Source organism: Larkinella harenae (assembly GCF_054780515.1).
This window is the reverse complement of the sequence record NZ_BAAGWE010000004.1, coordinates 118849-137276: the sequence shown is the minus strand read 5'-3', so window position 1 is coordinate 137276 and position 18428 is coordinate 118849. Positions and strand designations below refer to the sequence as shown.

Annotated in this window: 11 protein-coding genes; 2 read left to right on the top strand and 9 right to left on the bottom strand. The window is 51.6% G+C overall.

Annotated elements, in window-relative coordinates:
• Positions 1–130 precede the first annotated feature (130 nt).
• A complete protein-coding gene (locus tag ACYVH9_RS20590) occupies positions 131–1381 on the top strand; it encodes a GTPase family protein (protein WP_460638280.1) in 1251 nt (416 codons plus the stop codon).
• A gap of 53 nt (positions 1382–1434) precedes the next feature.
• Here the strand turns inward: ACYVH9_RS20590 and ACYVH9_RS20585 are convergent, their stop codons facing one another.
• From ACYVH9_RS20585 to ACYVH9_RS20545, 9 genes are all read right to left on the bottom strand, one after another.
• Positions 1435–2292 (bottom strand): prephenate dehydrogenase, encoded by an 858-nt coding sequence (locus ACYVH9_RS20585; protein WP_460638279.1) that lies wholly within the window; start codon positions 2290–2292, stop codon positions 1435–1437.
• Between the two features lie 96 nt (positions 2293–2388).
• Entirely contained in the window at positions 2389–3546 is a 1158-nt protein-coding gene (locus ACYVH9_RS20580; RefSeq protein WP_460638278.1) for a pyridoxal phosphate-dependent aminotransferase, read from the bottom strand.
• A 190-nt stretch (positions 3547–3736) separates the two neighbouring features.
• On the bottom strand, positions 3737–6415 hold the full coding sequence (locus ACYVH9_RS20575; protein WP_460638277.1) for an ABC transporter permease: 2679 nt from the start codon (positions 6413–6415) through the stop codon (positions 3737–3739).
• 61 nt (positions 6416–6476) lie between these two features.
• The gene (locus ACYVH9_RS20570; protein WP_460638276.1) at positions 6477–9092 is read right to left on the bottom strand and encodes an ABC transporter permease; all 2616 of its coding nucleotides are present in this window, start codon (positions 9090–9092) and stop codon (positions 6477–6479) included.
• Between the two features lie 83 nt (positions 9093–9175).
• A complete protein-coding gene (locus tag ACYVH9_RS20565; protein ID WP_460638275.1) occupies positions 9176–11791 on the bottom strand; it encodes an ABC transporter permease in 2616 nt (871 codons plus the stop codon).
• A 68-nt stretch (positions 11792–11859) separates the two neighbouring features.
• Positions 11860–14445, bottom strand: coding sequence for an ABC transporter permease (locus ACYVH9_RS20560; RefSeq protein ID WP_460638274.1), 2586 nt, complete (start codon positions 14443–14445; stop codon positions 11860–11862).
• Positions 14446–14517: 72 nt separating this feature from the next.
• Positions 14518–14856, bottom strand: a complete 339-nt coding sequence (locus ACYVH9_RS20555) for a PadR family transcriptional regulator (protein WP_460638273.1) — start codon at positions 14854–14856, stop codon at positions 14518–14520.
• Positions 14857–15011: 155 nt separating this feature from the next.
• A complete protein-coding gene (locus ACYVH9_RS20550; protein WP_460638272.1) occupies positions 15012–15722 on the bottom strand; it encodes a hypothetical protein in 711 nt (236 codons plus the stop codon).
• Positions 15723–16021: 299 nt separating this feature from the next.
• On the bottom strand, positions 16022–16735 hold the full coding sequence (locus tag ACYVH9_RS20545; RefSeq protein WP_460638271.1) for a hypothetical protein: 714 nt from the start codon (positions 16733–16735) through the stop codon (positions 16022–16024).
• Positions 16736–17279: 544 nt separating this feature from the next.
• Between ACYVH9_RS20545 and ACYVH9_RS20540 the strand changes: the two genes are divergently transcribed.
• On the top strand, positions 17280–18338 hold the full coding sequence (locus ACYVH9_RS20540) for a sulfite exporter TauE/SafE family protein (RefSeq protein ID WP_460638270.1): 1059 nt from the start codon (positions 17280–17282) through the stop codon (positions 18336–18338).
• The last annotated feature ends 90 nt before the right edge of the window (positions 18339–18428 follow it).

The window sequence follows — 18428 nt, the reverse complement described above, 5'->3', positions numbered from 1 at the left end:
TCGTTGGAATTGGGATGGTTCCTAATCTCACCCTACAGCAGATCAGCAACTAAATTTAACCAATGGTGGAATTTCCGAAAACATTTCGGGCGTTATTTCCCTATACTTGACGACAAGAACCGCATTTACCATGAGTCAACCCCTGCAATCCCAGATCAGCGAAGTCCTTCAGAAACTGGAATCGTTGCTGGAACGTGTGCCCGAAAGCGTGGCCAAAGAAGTACGCCAGCAAATGCGCGAGTTTCGTCAACTGCTGGTCGACACCCGCGCTCCCCGTTTTGCGTTGGTCGGTCGGCGAGGTAGCGGAAAATCATCACTGATCAACGCCATTTTTGGGCAGAAAATCGCCGAAGTCGGCCACGAAAAAGCACAAACCGGCGAAGCAACTTGGTGGCCCTATTCGGGCGAACTAGGCTCCATCGACATCCTGGATACGCGCGGGTTGCAGGAAGGGTCGCGCCCCGACAAAGCGGATGCCGCAGCTTCGCCCATCGAATCGATTCTGGCGGCTTTACGGGAAAAAGCGCCGGATATTATTCTGTTTCTGATTAAAGCCACGGAAGCCGACGCCGGAATTGATAACGACCTCGACGCACTGAAAACCATCAGCCAAACCGTTGAAAAAATCCACAATTACCGGCCACCCGTGATGGTAGTGGCAACCCATTGTGACACCCTCGAACCCAAGAACGTTCGATTGCACAAACCGGAAGCCGAAGACCCAGACGAGGTGCAGGAAAAGCTGGAACGCGTGGCCATAATTGAAAATCACCTGCGTGCCAAGTTTGAAGCCGATTCGTACCTGAGCGAGTCGTTGATTACGGTTTTAGGCGTTTCATCCTACCAATCCTGGAAAAATGACGTGCTCCGTTCCGACGAACGCTGGCGCATTGACACACTGCTGGATTACATTTTCAACGAGTTACCGAAAGAAGGAAAACTGGCCTTTGCCCGGTTGAGCCAGATTCAAACGTTGCAGGAATCCATTGCCAACCGACTGACGCAAATAGTTGCGGCCATTTGCGGAGGCATTGCCGCCGTACCCATCCCGTTTGGCGATATTGTTCCGATCACGGCCTTGCAAATTGCCCTGATCAGTGCGATTGCCTACGTAGCCGGGCGGCAGCTAAGTCCGGAAACGGCGAAGGAGTTTTTGACAGCTATCGGAGCTACCATCAGCGCCGGACTCGTGCTGCGGGAAGTGGCCCGGGCGTCCATCAAGTTTCTGTTTCCGGGGGGCGGTAGCGTCATTTCGGCCGGCATTGCCAGTTCCGCCACGTTGGGCATTGGTAAAGCCGCAACGGCCTACTTCATCCAGAACCTCAGCATCGAGAAAGCCCGGCAGATTTTCGAGGGCGAACGAAAAAAGACGAAATCATAGAGCAGCTCCAACCGGATCGGCAAGGCCACCCAACGTTGATTCGGTCGGACAGGTCATTTCCGGTCGATACCTTCCAAAACCCGCCGGATCTGGTTGGCGCGGGTCATAAACTCCGAGGAGTCTTTCAGATTTTGCTCGTCGATCAGGACTTTAAACTGCTTCAGAAATTCGATGTAATCCCCCAGGGCCTGCGAAACATTGGCGCGGTTCTGGTCGAAAATGGGCGCCCACATCTGCGGGGAGCTCTTCGCCAAGCGAACCGTTGAGCTAAAACCCGTACTGGCCATGTCGAAAATAGCCTGTTCGTCCTTTTCTTTTTCCAAAACCGTCAGGCCCAGCGCAAATGAACTAATGTGGCTCAGGTGCGACACGTAGGCCAGGTGTAGATCGTGTTCCTGCGGATTCATGTAGAAGAGCTTCATCCCGATATCGCTGAACAGCGCTTCGACCAGTTTCAGGCTGTCGTACTTGCTTTTTTCCCGGTCGCAGATGATGAGGTTTTTACCGGGCAGCAACTCCCGGAAAGCCGCACCCGGCCCGGAGTTTTCCGTGCCTGCCATCGGGTGAACCGCCACAAATTGCGACCGTTTCGGGTGCACGTCGGCCAGTTGGCAAATCAATCCTTTGGTAGAGCCTAAATCCGTTACCGTAGCTTCTTCCGGTAAATGATCCAAAATCTGCGGCAATAAATCCAGGATAGTGTTCACCGGCGTTGCCAGCACCACCAGCGTACTGACGGCCACGGCTTCGTCCAGCGGTTTCATTTCGTCAACGATGCCTTTGGCCAGGGCCAGTTGCCCGTGCACCTGTGCCGCATCAACCCCAATGAATTTTGCCTTCGGATATTTCTCCCGGACCGCCAGGGCAAACGACCCGCCCAATAAACCAACTCCTACTATTGTAATGGTCATATTTTTCATCCCTGATCACCTCTGATCCTCCCTGATTAACTCTGTGTAATGGTTGTAAATTAGAGTTGATCAGAGAACACCAAAGGGAGTCAGAGGTTATTTTGAAATTCGGTGTACGGCTTCCCAGATGCGTTCTTTCGGCATGCAAAGCGACAAGCGGATGTAGCGACTTCCTTTGGGACCGAAAATAAAACCGGGAGCAATGAAAATATGCTTTTTGTAGAGCAACTCATCAACCAGTTGTTCCGCTGATTCGATCTCATCCGGCAATTTGGCCCAGAAAAACATTCCTTCCTGATCGTCGGAGTAGGTACAATCCAGGGTATCCAGAAATGCCGTAGCAGCTTCCAGACGCCCTGCATAAACCGCATTACGCTCCTGATGCCATTCGTCCGAATTGCTCAGTGCTTCGGCAGCCGCGTCCATAACGGGCTTGAACATCCCCGAATCAACGTTGCTCTTGATGGACAAAACGGCATCAATGTACGGTTTTGACGAGGCCATCCAGCCAACCCGCCAGCCCGCCATGTTGTGCGACTTGCTCATCGAGTTCAACTCAATTGCCACCTCCCGCGCGCCGTCGATAGAAAGCAGGCTAATGGGTGGTTTTTTATTCAGGATCAGGCTGTACGGATTGTCGTGACACAGCAGAATGCGGTGATCGTTTGCAAACCGGACGGCTTTTTCAAACAGGTCTCGTGTGGCTGGTGCCCCCGTTGGCATGTGCGGGTAATTGAGCCAGATGATTTTTGTTCGGTCGGAAACCATTCCTTCCATCGCCTGCCAGTCCGGTTGCCAGCCCTGGTATTCGAGCAACGGATATTCTTTTACAGCAGCACCTACCATCTTGCTCACGGCCCGATACGCCGGATAACCCAGTTCGGGCACAAGCACCTCATCTCCCTCGTTCAGAAACGTCAGCGAAATGTGCGTAATGCCTTCTTTGGACCCCAACAAAGGCAGAATTTCTGTTTCCGGATCGAGCGAAACCTGGTAGGTATGCGCGTAATAGCGAGCAATGGCCTTTCGCAGATCGGGCGTGCCTTTATAGTTTTGATAACCGTGGGCATTGGCTTGCCCAGCCGATTGGCTTAACGCCTGGAGGGTATTGGCTGACGGCATCATATCGGGATTCCCGATGCCCATGTTAATCACATCGTGCCCGGCGGCTAGCAGTTTACGTACTTCGGTCAGCTTAACCGAAAAATAATATTCCTGCGTTTGTCCGGCCCGGTGAGCTACTGGAATAATCACTTGAACTGGGATTAAAAAATGATCTGAGCCGCAAAAGTACGAATTTGTCGCGTCTTGAACTCGGATTACGCAGATTAAAACGGTCAGCTGTAGCGGGATTAACTAAGATACCCAGCGCAATCTTTTTCATCACATTTAATCGTTTAGTTTGCATAATCCCAGCCGCGTCGGCAGCCCGATCAGGACAGCTTTACTCCGATCGCAGTGACTTCACCGGATTCACCAGGGCCGCCCGAATACTCTGGAAACTAATCGTTAACAAAGCAATCACAACGGCCAGCAAACCCGCCACGGCGAACACCCACCATTCGATGGCAACTTTATAGGCGAAGTCTTTCAGCCACTCGGTCATGACCCACCAGGCAACGGGCGCGGCCAGCAAGAGGGCAATAAAAACCAGTTTCAGAAAATCTTTAGACAACAAGGCCACAATACCGGCCACCGATGCTCCCAGCACTTTTCGGATGCCGATTTCTTTCGTACGTTGTTCGGCCGTAAAGGTCGCTAATCCGAACAGGCCCATGCAGGAAATTAGAATGGCAACAGCGGTAGCCGTGTTGACCAACCGGCTGGTTTTCTGCTCTTTCTCGTACAAACTGGCAATCCGTTCGTCCAGAAACTCGAATTCAAATTTTTTATCGGGATGCACGGTTTTCCATTGTTCTTCCAGCTGAGCCAGTGTCGCAGTCACCTCATCGACCGATTTACCGGCCAACTTCACACCGAGATTGCGGGCCTGGGGCAGATTTCCGATAAAGGTCGGATCGATTCGCGCATGAAACGACTGTTCGTGAAAATCGTCTACCACCCCAACAATCGGATATTTTTTCCCGTCGAAATCCAGAAACTGGTGCAAGGCATCCGCCGGTTTGCGAAAACCGAGCCGTTTGGCAAAAGTCGCATTGATGACCAGCTCCCGCAGCGAATCACTTTTCTGGAAATTCCGGCCAGCCAGCAACCGAATGCCATACAGCGGAATAAAATTTTCGTCGCCTACTTTCGCCGATACGTCAAGTTCAATTTCCTTCTTGCCGTAATACTTCATTTTGGTCAGCATGTAACTCATGCCCATGGGCGGAAACCACTGCTTCGACACCCGCTCTACCCCAGAAAGAGACTTGATTCGTTCGGCCAGCACCTCGGTTTTGCCCGCCCGTCCCGACTTGATCTCAATAATGGCACTGGTTGAAAAACCCAGGTCCTTATTCCGAATGTAACTGAGCTGCCGTTCCACAATCAGCGTTCCGATGATGAAAATCAGCGAAACCGTAAACTGAAAGACAATCAACCCTTTGCGCAAATAACCTCGTTGCCCGCCAACCAGAACACTTTGGCCCTTGAGCGTTAGCACTGGCAAATACGCCGAAAGCACCAGCGAAGGATAAATCCCGGCCAGAAGAGCCGTGGTGATGGTCACAATGCCCAAGAAAAGCAACGTTGGCAAGCTAAACAAATCGAACGTCAACCCCTTGGGAGTTACGGATTGAAAGGCGGAAAGAATCGGGTTGACCAGCATCAAAGCGACAACAACCGCTAACATCGTCAGCAGGACGGTTTCGCTCAAAAACTGCACAACCAGGCTTTTTCGGCTGCTCCCCAGCACCTTCCGAACGCCCACTTCCTTAGCCCGCTGCACCGACTGGGCGGTCGATAAATTGATGAAATTGATGGCTGCAATCAGCAGGATAAAAACCGCCACGCCCATCATCCCGTACAAAGTCGGCAGGTGGGCTTTTCGGGAATAATTGTCGCCAAAATCCGCATTGAAATGCAGGTCCAACAACGGTTGCAGCCCCGGCCAATAGTTGAATTCTTTTTGAAAATGTTTTTGGCTAAACTGCCGGAAAGCGCCGTCGAACTGTTCCGGTCGGGTTCCTTCCGGTAACTTGACAAAAGCCTGCGATGATGACCAGATATCGTTCCATTGATCCAGATTGATGCCACGCTTCAAGTGACTTGTACGGACAGTTGCCATCGAAATAAAGTCCGTAAACGTAAAATCCGTCGGCTTGCTCCAGTCTTTTACAATTCCGGCCACGTTGACCCGAACCGAATCCCAGTAAATGACCTGTCTGCCCAGCATTTGCTCAAGCGGCAGATCACCAAAATATTTTCGGGCCTTCTGTTCCGACAACACGAGTTGAAATGGTTCCTGCAAAGCGGTTTTCGGGTTTCCCGCCAGCCATTGGTACTCGAAAATATCGAAATACTGCGGGTCAGCCACGATGATTTCGGCGTTATCGACGCCGTGTCTCCGGCTTTCAAACTTCTTTGGCTTTTCCGTTCCGTTTGGAATCAGCACTTCCGACTCGATATTGTGAAAAGCCGCCACCGTTCCCAGCCCGGCCACCTCCTGACGGATCGCTGCCGGAAGCGCATTCGGAACAAAACCCGCCGGTTCGGCATCTGCGCGGGGGTTGAACTTCTCGGTACCAACCAGGCGGTAAATCCGCTCCCGGTCGGGGTGAAATGTGTCATAACTCAACTCATAATGGGTAATGAGGTAGATCACCAGACAGGCGATTACACCCAGACTCAGCCCAAAGAGATTGATCAACGCGCTGACCTTGTTTTTGATCAGATTGCGCAATGAAGTTTTGAGATAATTACGAATCATGACAGGATGCAGAAAAGAAGGATTTGAATAGTTGTCGAAGCGTCGAACCGCCAACGGCCTTTTCAACGCAAACGGTTTGATAAACCTTACTACATTCAGCAGGTATCGCCGGTTGGCGGCTGCGACCCCGGCCCGGGCCACATCCCGCCCGTAACGCTCGTGCAAATCCCCCTGAATCTCCTCCAGCAAGTAAGAATCACAGAACATTTCCAGAAACCGTTGGGCCCAGCGGGGCGGCTCGTTGTGTCTCATCGCTTTTTAGGGAAGCGTAAAAAAGAAGAGTGTTGGGCTGACGCCTTCCATTCATCACTCTTTACTCAGACCGCAGTGACTTCACCGGATTCATCAGGGCCGCTTTGATGCTTTGAAAGCTGATGGTCAGTAAAGCCACGCCAATGGCCAGCAAACCCGCCAGACCGAACACCCACCATTCCATTCCAATTTTGTAGACGTACGTTTGTAACCAGCGGCTCATGGCATACCAGGCCACGGGCGAGGCAATGAGAATCGCTACCAGCACCAGCTTGAGAAAATCCTGCGACAGCAGCCCTACAATACTCGGAACTGACGCGCCCAGCACCTTCCGGACGCCAATTTCTTTGGTACGCTGCTCAGCCATGAAAGCCGCCAGCCCAAACAAACCCAGACAACTGATGAAAATAGCCAGAAACGCAAAGTAGTTGGCCAGCGTACCCACCACGGTTTCACTGCGGTACAGCGCCTGAAAGGCTTCATCGGCAAAATGATACTGGAACGGAAAATTAGGATTCAGCTGGCGCACCAGTTTTTCCAGACTTTCCATGGCCAGCTTCGTTTGTCCCGGCAGCATCCGAACCACAATCATTTTATGATCGGCCCCCTGTCCCAGTTTGGCAATGAACGGTTCAATAGCCGTGTGCATGGAGCTTTGGTGGTAGTCGGCAATGACGCCAACAATGGTTCCGGTTTTCCCCCACAGGGTCAACGGTTTGCCAACCGGATCGCGGTAACCAATCCGGCGGGCTGCGGTTTCATTGATAAGGAGATTGAGCGAATCAGCGCCAAAGTCCCTCGAAAAATCCCGCCCGCTTACCTTTACTTTCAGCGTCTTCGTAAAATCGTAGTCTACCGTCGAAAACTGAAACTGGACGCCGTTGGTGGGATCTTTGCCCGGCCATTGCACGTTACTCGTACTGCCAAAACCGTTGGTGGGCGTGCCGTCCATGTACGTCACCGACGCAATACCCGGCCGACGCAGCAGTTCCTGTTTGAAGGTTTCGTATTTATTCGTCAGTTCTCCTTCCGAAGACACGTACACCATTCCATCGCGGTCAAACCCCAGGTTTTTGGTCTGAATGTAATTGATCTGACGGTATACGATGATGGTTCCGATGATCAGCAGCATGGAAAGCGCAAACTGGAAAATCACCAGCCCCTGCCGAAACATCCGTGCACCGGCCCCAAAACGAACCGTTCCTTTCAAGACCCGAACCGGATCTAGCGACGACAGAAAGAGCGCCGGGTAACTTCCGGCAATCAGCCCGGTAACCAGCGTCATACCAATCAACAGAATCCAGAACGAAGCGTTGGTGAACTGAAACACGATGTGCTTTTCGGTTAGGGCGTTGAACGTTGGCAGCAAGAGCCAGACGGCCACCAGGGCAATGAGCAATGCCACGGTCGTCAGCACCAGCGCTTCGCCGATAAACTGCCCGATGAGCCAGCTCCGCCCGGCACCAACCACCTTCCGAACCCCCACTTCGCGCGCCCTCTTGACCGAGCGGGCCGTGGCCAGGTTCATGAAATTGATGCAGGCAATCAGCAGAATAAATACCGCAACAATGCCAAACAACCGCACGTATTCGATGCGGCCCCCGTCCTGGTACCCGTTTTTAAAATTTGAGTACAGATACGCATCCTGGTACGGGTGCAAAAATAGCTGAATATCGAAGCCCTTGGCCTGCATACCGGGGTTGCGGCTTTTCAGAAACGACTTCATTTTCGCTTCAAGCCGGGCCGCGTCGGCCGATTCTCCGTTGCGATCGGTTTGCAGCATGATGCGGGTTTGGGGTACGCTGTTTCCCCAGTCCTTAAGCCACGGATTGCGGTTCAGCATATCCTGCCAGGTCAGTAGGTAATCGTAGGTTTCCGAACTGTTGGCCGGGAGCTCAAAAACCGCACCAACCTGATAATCAGTCCTGTTGTTGATCCGGATGCTCTTTCCCAAGGCTGCCTGTGGACTCCCAAAATAATTGTCGGCCAGTTTCCGGGAAATGGCGATGTGGTTAGGGGCATTCAGTGCCGTTTCCGCTGACCCGGCCAGCAGCGGGATGCTGTACATCCTGAACCAGTCGGCTCCGGCAGCCCGCCCCTTTTCTTTATTGATGTTCGCACCGACGGCAAAGGTCTGCTCCTCCTCCCACGAAAGGCTTGCGGCATACTTAATTTCCGGGAAATCCTTTTTTAATTCCTCAGCCAGCAAACCGGGCGTTCCGGGGCCGGCTTCGACCTTGCCGTCAAAAAACTGACGTTCCATGACGTTGTACAACTGCGGCCCGTTGACGTGGTAAGCATCCACGCTGAATTCGTCCTGAATCCAGAGCCCGATGAGCAGGCTGCACGCCATACCCAGCGCCAGCCCCAGTATGTTGATGGCCGAAAAAGATTTGTTGTGAGCGATGTTCCGCCAGGCGATTTTTAGATAATTTCGAAGCATACTTGGGTTCATTAGGTGCGTTGTTGAATACATTGTACGTTGCCGTTTCAAAAAGAACGGCTTTAAAAAGCTGAGCACTTCCCGAACGTACTGCCGCCGGGCATACGGTTTGCCAAACAGCCGTACATTCCGCAAAAACCGTTCATCCAAATCCCCCTGCACTTCCTCCAGCAAGTGGGGAGCACAAAACATTTTCAGAAACCGTTGAGCCCAGCGGGGCGGCTGCTCGTTCATACTTTTTTAGTGAAAAGGGATGAATGAAGCGTGAAGAGTTAGGAACCGACGCCTTCCATTCAGCACGCTTCATTCTTAACCCATCATTCGGAACGCAGTGACTTGACCGGATTGACAATGGCGGCTTTGATACTCTGAAAACTGACCGTGATGAGGGCAATGGCCAGAGCCAGTAAACCGGCTGCGGCAAACATCCACCATTGCATCGTGATGCGGTAAGCAAATCCGTCGAGCCACCGGTCCATCGTGTACCAGGCAACCGGCACCGCAATGACGATAGCCACCAGCACCAGTTTGAGAAAATCCCGCGCCAGCAACTGAATGATTCCTAAAACTGTTGCACCCAGCACTTTCCGGACGCCAACCTCACGGGTGCGAACCTGCGCCGTGTAGGCCACCAGGCCGAACAAACCCAGACAGGAAATCAGAATGGCAATGGACGCAAAAATCGTAAAGAGCGTGCCGGTACGCTGCTCACCTTTGTACAGATTATCAAATGTCTGATCCAGAAAGTCATACTTAAACGGGTAGTCGGTATTGTAGCGCTTCCACAACTGCTCGGCCGCAGCAATGGCTTTGGGCGCGTCCTGGCCGGTTGTTTTGATGTAAATCTGGCCCGCATAGCGGGGTTCGTAAAAAAGCACCGAAGGCTCGATCTTCTGCTTCATGGAAGCAAAATGAAAATCCTTAACCACCCCAATGATGGTTCCCTCCCGGTCCCAGAGTTTGAATCGTTTGCCGATGGGATTTTTGATGCGGGTGGCTTTGACAGCGGTTTCGTTCAGGATAAAATGCAGCGAGTCGGCAGCGCTTCCCGTGAAGTTAGCGCCCTGTTGCAAAGTCATTTTAAAGAATGGAATAAATCCTTCGTCTACCGCCACGGGCCGGATCATCATGGTTTCGCCGGGTTCTTTTCCATCCCACGAATTTGAACCCGTTTGCTCTCCCAGCTCCACAATGTTGCTATTACCCCGCGTGACGCCGGTTACGCCGGGTTGTTGTAGTAAATCCGCTTTGACGGCCTCGTAATGACGGCCCATTTCCCGCTGAAAAAAAGAGAAGACGTGCGTTTTGTCGTAGCCGAGATCTTTGGATCGAATGTAACTTAACTGATGGCCAATGACTAGCGTGCCGGAGATCAGAATTACCGTCACCGCAAATTGCGTTACCACCAGAATTTTCCGAAAAACCGCATCCGTCAGCCGCGCCGATACGTTGCCTTTCAGGGCCTTTAGTGGTTCGAAGGAGGATAGCAACAAGGCGGGATAAATACTCGATGCCAGTAAGGTTCCGGCAATTGTCAGCCCCATCACTTTCCAGATGTGCGGGTCCGTCCAATCAATGGTCAGTTGTTTGCCCGAAAGCTGGTTGAAAAACGGCATCAATACCATCATCAGCGTAATGGCCATCAGGGCCGACAGCAGAAACAGCAGGGCGGTTTCAACCATAAATTGCAGAAACAACTGAAATTTGGCCGCCCCTACGATTTTCCGCATGCTCACTTCCTTGGCCCGCAGCATGGAACGCGCCGTCGACAGATTTACGTAATTGATGCAGGCAATGGCCAGAATGAGCACGGCAATGATGGCAAACATCCGAACGGTTTCAATGCCGCCTTCGCTCCCGTCGGCTTTGTACAGGTGCATATCGGGCAGGGCCTGTAACAGATACGTCAGGTCGGTATCGTCCGGTTTGTTACGCAGGTGAATGGTACGGAGTTTGTTCGCCAGGACATCCGTCGAAACGCCCGGTTGCAATTGCAGAAACGTAACGTAATTAAATTCGTGAAAATCGTTGTTTTCGTTGCGACCATCTTTGCGGTAGGCGTAAATGGTTTTGAACCACATCGAAATGGGAAAAAGCAGGTCACTGTTGGTGCTGGAGTTCTTCGGGAAATCCGGGATAATACCGCTTACGGTAAAGCGGTTTTTTCCGTCGACGGTGATTACTTTTCCGATAGGCTCTTCCGCTCCAAAGTAGCGGGTCGCGGTGGTTTCGGTCATCACCACGGAATTGTCGTCCGGAAACGGTTTTGTCGGGTCGCCCTTGATCAGTCCAAAGTCGAAAACCGTAAACAGCGTTGGATCGGTAAAAGCGACCTTTTCCTCCGCAAACGTTTTATCACGGTATTTGTAAAAGGAATACAACCCGTTGTTGGTCATGCGCACGGCATCCTTCACCTCTGGCACTTCCTTTTTTGCCATTTCGGCAATCGGAGCAACCGTTGAGGTCCAGATCTGTTTGCTGGTTCCGGTGCCTACCCAGTTTTCGAGCCGGTAAATCTGGTCGGCTTTCCGGTGAAACCGGTCAAAGCTCAGTTCGTCCTGAACCCACAACAGGATGAGCATTCCGACGGCCAGGCCGACAGTCAGACCGGCCATATTAATGGCGGAATAAAACTGGTTTTTCAATAAGCTTCGCCAGGCGGTTTTGAAATAATTACGAATCATAGCGGGTTGTAATGAATACGTTGATGGATATTCCATTGATGGTTTTTTCTGGAAAAACGGACCGCCCAGCCGCGGCTTCAGAAATCCCAGCACGTCCCGGATGTACTGCCGTCGGGCATACGGTTTGCCAAACAGCCGTACATTCCGCAAAAACCGTTCGTTCAAATCACCCTCTACATCCTCCAGCAAGTGGGGAGCGCAGAAGACCTCCAGAAACCGTTGGGCCCAGCGGGGCGGCTGCTCGTTCATACTTTTTTAATGAAGAGTTTTGGACTGACGCCTTCCATTTCTGATCTGAATGCCTAATTCTTAACTCTTCATTCAGACCGTAGTGATTTCACCGGATTGACCAAGGCAGCTTTGAGGCTCTGGTAACTGATTGTCAGGGCAGCAAGAACAAACGTGGCCAGAATTGCAAGCAGGAAAATGGACGGCCCAATCTGGATGTGGTAGGCGTATTCGTGAAGCCACTTGTCCATACCGTACCAGGCCAGCGGAGCCGCCACGACAAACGCAATCAGCATCAGTCCGGCAAACTCGCGGGAGAACAGTCCGACAATACTGCCCACCGACGCGCCCAGCACTTTCCGGATGCCCACCTCCTTGGTCCGCTGAACGGTTATCAGCGATACCAACCCGAACAGCCCCAGCCCGCCGATAACGATAGCGATGCCCGAGAACAGCCGGAAAGCGTTGTACATCTTTTCTTCCTGCTTATACAATTTGGCAATATGCTCGTCCAGAAATTCGTAGCGAAACAGGTAGTCTGGATTCAGCTCCGTCCAGTCGCGCTCAATGGTGGCCAGCGTTTCGCGCAGGTTTTGCGGGCGTAGTTTGACGCTCGTCTGCCAGAACGCCCGCGAATCGTAGAACAAGGCACAGGCCCGGATTTTTCCGTGCTTGGATTCGCTCTGAAAGTCCCGAATCACCCCCTGGATCAGGGCGGGTCTGCCCGCCAGCCGGATTTGCTTCCCAACGGCATCAGACTCTTTCCGAATGCCCAGCCGGTGAATCAGTGTTTGATTGACCACTGCACGGCGAATCGTGTCGGTGTCAGCGGTTTTACCGATTGGGTCGCCGGCCAGCATTTCCAGGCGATACATCGGCAGGTAATTTTCATCCACCATTTTCAGCTCCACCACATCGTTCTCAGTCATCCCCAGATCCGGGGCAGAAAACGGAGCGAAATTGACGTTGTAGGCTGGTCCCGCCGACGCGAAGCTGACTTGCTCAACACCCGGATTAGCCGCTAGTTTCTGCCGCAGCACATCCGCTTTGTTGCCAGTCCCGAACGAGATAATGGCGTCTTTTTCAAATCCCATGCCCTGATTCTGGAAAAAATCCATCTGACTCGCGACCACCAGCGTTCCGATAATTAACACCTGCGTGATGGCAAACTGCATAATAACCAAGCCTTTGCGAACCGTCATACCCCCAAAAGACGCTTCCGTGGAACGGGATTTCAGCGCTTTAATAGGCTGGAACCCCGACTGAACAAAGGCCGGATACAACCCAGCCAGCAAAATGGTTGCGAGTAAAATGCCCGCCATAACTGCCACTACCGCCGGTTCGAGTAATTGGCTGCTGTCAATCCGGATGTCCAGTAATGGTTTGGTGAAGGGCAAAAACGTCCAGACGATTCCCAGAGCCACCACCGCAGCCGCTCCGACCAGCAGAGTGGTTTCGCCCAGCACTTGCCCCACCAGTTGCCGCCGGTACGCACCCAGCGCTTTCCGAATGCCCACTTCCTTCGACCGCCGGACAGCCTGCGCCGTGGCCAGGTTGACAAAATTGATGCAAGCCGTCAGGATGATAAAAACCGCCACGCCCGCTAGCCCGAAGATGGTTTCTTTGGAACGCGGCATGGTCATTTGAGTCAAATAGCGTTTGTCGAAATGGATTTCCTGCAGCGGTTGCAGCAGCAATACACCTTTGTCTTGCTCGAGCTCATTCGCCCAGTTTTTTTGCAGAAAAGCCGGTATGCGGGCTTCTACGCGTTCGGGCGAAAGTTTTTTGGGTAATACCACGTAGAGATACCCCCCCTGAATTGACCAGAAATTCGTCGTATTTACCTCTTTCCGAATCGTTTCCCACGAAACCAGAAAATTGAAGAGCAGGTGGGTGTTGGCCGGTAAATCTTTGATCACACCGGTCACGCGCAGCTCTTTGCTGTTGTCGAACCGGATGATGTTGCCCAGTACGTCCGTTTTGCCAAAGTATTTTTGGGCCAGCGTTTCGGTCAGAACAACGGTATTGGGCTCCAGTAAAGCAGTTTTAGGATTTCCGGCTAGCCAGAAAAAGTCAAAAACTTGCGAAAAATTACCATCTGCGTAGGCGTAGTCTTCCTGCAGATACCGCTGGTTACCCACCTGGATCTGTACTTCTTTCTGGTACAAATACTGAGAAACCTGCTCCGCTTCCGGAAAATCGGCCCGAAATGCCGGTGCTACGGCAAAAGAAACACTGGGGTTGTAATCAAGGCCATGACTGGTCACCCGAAAAGTACGGCTAGCTTTCTGGTGATAGCTATCGTAGGTCAGCTCATTGCGAACCACCAGAAAAATGACAATACAGGCCGCAAGACCCAACGCCAGCCCCACCACATTGATGAATGCATAGCTTTTCTGCTGCAGCAAAGTCCGGTAAGCAATCGTGAAATAATTACGGATCATAGCGTTCCAGTTGGAATGTTTCAAAGGGTTTTGTTTTCTTTTCAGAAATCGGGGTTGCAGAAATTTCAGTACTTCCCAAACGTATTGCTGACGGGCGTACGAGACGCCAAACAGGCGGCTTCGTTTCGTAAACCGTTCGTATAAATCCCCCTGAATCTCTTCGACCAGGTGCGGAGCGCAAGACCATTCCAGCAATTGATCAGCCCAGCGGGGCGGCTTGTTGTTTTTCATAGCTTGGGGCGGAACACACCGGATAAAGACATCGCGTCCGGTGCTATCGACCTACTGTGCATTACCCGTTATTCATAAACTAACCGCTGGCAGTCCATTCGGGGCAATTGAATCCCAGAGTTGCTCACGAACTGCCCGGATATCGTGCAAGGTCCGGCTTCCCAAAACCGTTACCGAAAACAGGCGTTTGCGTCGCCCTCCGCGTTCGGCCGTTGCATCGCCCAGGTGCGACTTCAGCATGCCTTTCTCTTCCAGCCGGTGCAGGGCGGCATGGACGGCGCTGATGCTGACCGCCCGGCCCGTTTGGCGGTCCAGTTCATCGGTAATTGCCACGCCGTACGCGCCATCTCCCAGCACCGCTACAGTCAGCAATACGATTTCTTCAAATTCGCCCAGATAAGATCGTCTCATGAAAGCGGAGATATAATTAACTTCTGTAGAACAAATCTATTGCCAGAAACAAAAAATGGCCCTTACGGGCCATCTTTACGGTTTTACCAGAAAAATCTGTCCGAATCCGTACAGTTGGGTTGTCCGAAGCCGAACAACGGAAACGGATTTAAGCTCTATTTGATCGGCTTCAAATCAAACTGGTGGCTGTTTTTATCGACCGTCAGCCAGTACGTATGTGTCTCACCCGCCCCTCTCAATTGCAGCCGGTAGCGCCCATTGGCCATGTGTGTGACATCGAAATCTCGTTTGTACCCCGTTCTCTGACTCAACTCATTGTAATAAATGGTTCGCTCCTCCTCATCCATCAGCTCGATATTGATTATCTTTTCGTTGGGATTAAGAAAACTAACCCGCAGTTTACCCATCGAATTAATCATGGGGCTGACCCGAAACGCTTTCCCTGCTTCCGGAATGGCCAGCGATGACACTTCTTCCGGCGCGTAGTCAGTCGTTGACGCGGCATTGACGAATCGTGAATCGTTGGACGCCAGCAAATCATGGGCTTTCACCTGCGAAGCCAGCAACTGTTGATTCACTACCCGATCCAGCATCTGGTCGAACAGGCGAATGGTTCGCTTGTTGAGCTTCACGTACTTACCCGGTAGCGTTTCCTGATAGATGGGTTCATCCTGAATATTGAAAAAGCGGACAACCGTGCTTCGGGAGGCATAGTTAGTCTGGATTTTCCAGTAGCCTTTCGCATCCGTTTTGCCGGAAAAAGAATGTGTTTGTGCATTGGCCAGCAAACTGGTCAGCATAAGAGCGAAAGCCAGCGGCTTTCCAGCGGTTTGAGCCAGGGTCTTGGGGAGGGATTTTGAGCGCATTGTGCTTGTTGTTTACAGGTTTTTTAATCTGGTTATTATTACTTCATACTTTGCAGGACAAATCTGTTGCCAGAAATAAAAACTGTCTTTTTGAGTGATTTAAGGGCTTTTTTACAAAAATGGTTGTCCGAAACCGTACACTGCTGGCGAACGATGTCCGCTTGCGTACTGCGTGAGTCATGGTTTATTTCTGCAAAGCTGCGTGGCGCGAGCCGAAATCGTAAATTTTGAGGACGAACTCACCTAATCCCCTGATAGAAACCGCTTCAAGAACGACTAACGAAAGTCAGCATACTTCATCAACGCATAGCCCGCAACTGGTAGGTTCGTGGTTCTCCCTGAATCAGCAAGCGGTATCTGTAGTCCTTTTTGTCACCTGCCACCTCCAGCGTAAATCTTCCTTCGTGCAACCGCGTCAAATTCAACGTCCGGCTGTAATTGAGCAGAGCCGCTTTTTCTTTGTAAACATACCTTCCTTGCTCATCCATCAACGTAATCAGCAGCGGTTTCTGGAGGGAATTCAGCACGTGGAGCTTCAGCTTGCCCGCGTCGCTGATCGAAACATCAGAACGCAGGGGATTAAATTCCGCCGATGCGCCGGACTCGTCCAATAGATAGGTAGTGATCACCGCCCCGGGCAACGGTAGTGAGGGAGCGGGATAGATAACCTCCGCATTCGCTGACGATAAGGCGTAGCTTTTCACTTCAGCCGATACCAACTGCTGGTTGGTCAACCGATCCAGGATTTCGTCGAATACCCGAACATTCCGATTGGTCAGTTTCACATAGCGCCCCGGTAATATCTCCTGATAAATGGGTTCATGCCAGCGGTTGAAAAACCGAATGAGAGTTTTCTGGTTCGTAGCATCGGTCTGGATTTTCCAGTAAGCCCGGTTTGAGTCGACGCGGGCGTAATAATCCGATTGGGCCAAAACCGAAGAATTGAACAGAGTCAAGACCATAACAACTTTCACCAGCAGGCGGCTGGTCCGTTGCAGAAATAAGGGGTTCATACGTTTATAGATTTGTTGTTTACAAAAGGCAAAACCATCTAGCATCAATCAGCGTAAAAACACCGATTGCATCAAACGATCAAACAGGTAGTTGTTCAGGTTAACGTGCAGCAATAATGAAAAACCATTCCCTGGCGGGCCTGGAACAGGCAATGGAACGGGTAAGAGATTGGTACTTGAAGACTACTAAACAAAGATGATGCGCACTTCACTAATGTTGCATCCCGCTCCTGCATTTCTTTTCCATTCGGCCAATTATTATCTTACTGGTCCTTCATATATTCCAATTACAGCTTCCATTTCCCAGCCTCAACCGAAGCAGGGTAGCCGTCACGCAGCAACTTTTGGAGTGCTCTGAAAGCAAAACCGGATGATGACGAGCTTCACTGGTTGAACCAACGCCCTAAAGTCTCCCGAACATTTCTTGCTTAAATACAATATATTGCCCACCTTTGCAGTACAATTCTGAATGAACCGGCGGCATGGTTATATGCCGTTTTTCATTAAGAGCTTTTCTCTAGTAACTATATATACCAAATTAGTTATGCAACCTGTCTCAGCCTCCGACTCTTCGCCCGAAGCTCCACTTCCCGTCGGACTGAACTTGAATGGCTTGAAAATAACCGTTCAGGGCGAAACGGCTACCGAGCAGATCAGCCTGCTGCGTTCGGCTTTTCCTTCATCTGACATTGAATTGGCTCCGGATGCTTCCACGCGCTCTGTTCTGCTGCGCAAACGCAATCGCACCGAAATTGCCATTTATATTTTTTCCGCTCTGGCTCTGATGCTGGTTGGGCATCTGCTGTTTAGCTACCTGACACTCGACCGGCTCACGTTGCTCATGACGACGCTGGAACTCAACAATGATTTCTGGTATTACGTGGTCGGCGGTTTTGTCGCTCAGATGATCGACGGTGCGTTAGGTATGGCCTACGGCGTTACGGCATCGACCCTGCTGCTCACCGTTGGGGTCAGCCCGGCAGCTGTCAGCGCCAGCGTTCACAGTTCCGAGATTTTCACCAGCGGTGTTTCGGGCTACATGCACCTGCGGTTTGGTAATGTCAATAGCAAGCTTTTCAAAGCCGTTCTGATCCCGGGCGTGATTGGAGCTTGCATGGGGGCTTACGTGCTTGTTTCGCTGGAACAGTACTCCGTTTATATCAAACCGGCCGTGGCGGTTTATACGGCCATCCTGGGCGTTCTGATTCTGCGGAAAGCACTGGCCAAAAAGACAAAGAAAAAACCGATTAAAAAAATTGGCTTGCTGGCCTGGTTCGGTGGTACGATGGATGCCATCGGCGGGGGCGGCTGGGGACCGATTGTCTCCTCAACGCTCATTGCCAGCGGGCGGCACCCACGCTATACGATTGGTTCGGTGAACCTGGCCGAGTTCTTTATTTCACTGGCCAGCTCCCTGACCTTCGTTACGCTCATCGGCCTGACCCATTGGCAAGTCATCCTGGGCCTGGTGCTGGGTGGTATGATTGCCGCTCCCATTGCGGCTCTGCTGGCCAACCGGCTGCCCATCAAAGCTATGATGATTATGGTGGGCGTCGTAGTAATCATTGTAAGTTTGCGTAATATTTTGTCGGTCGTTTTATGAGACAAAAGAGAATTAGAGCCTAGACGAGAGACTGTTTAAAAAGCAGGCTTCTTTTGTCTTTCGTCTCCTCTCTCCTGTCTATCTTTTAAT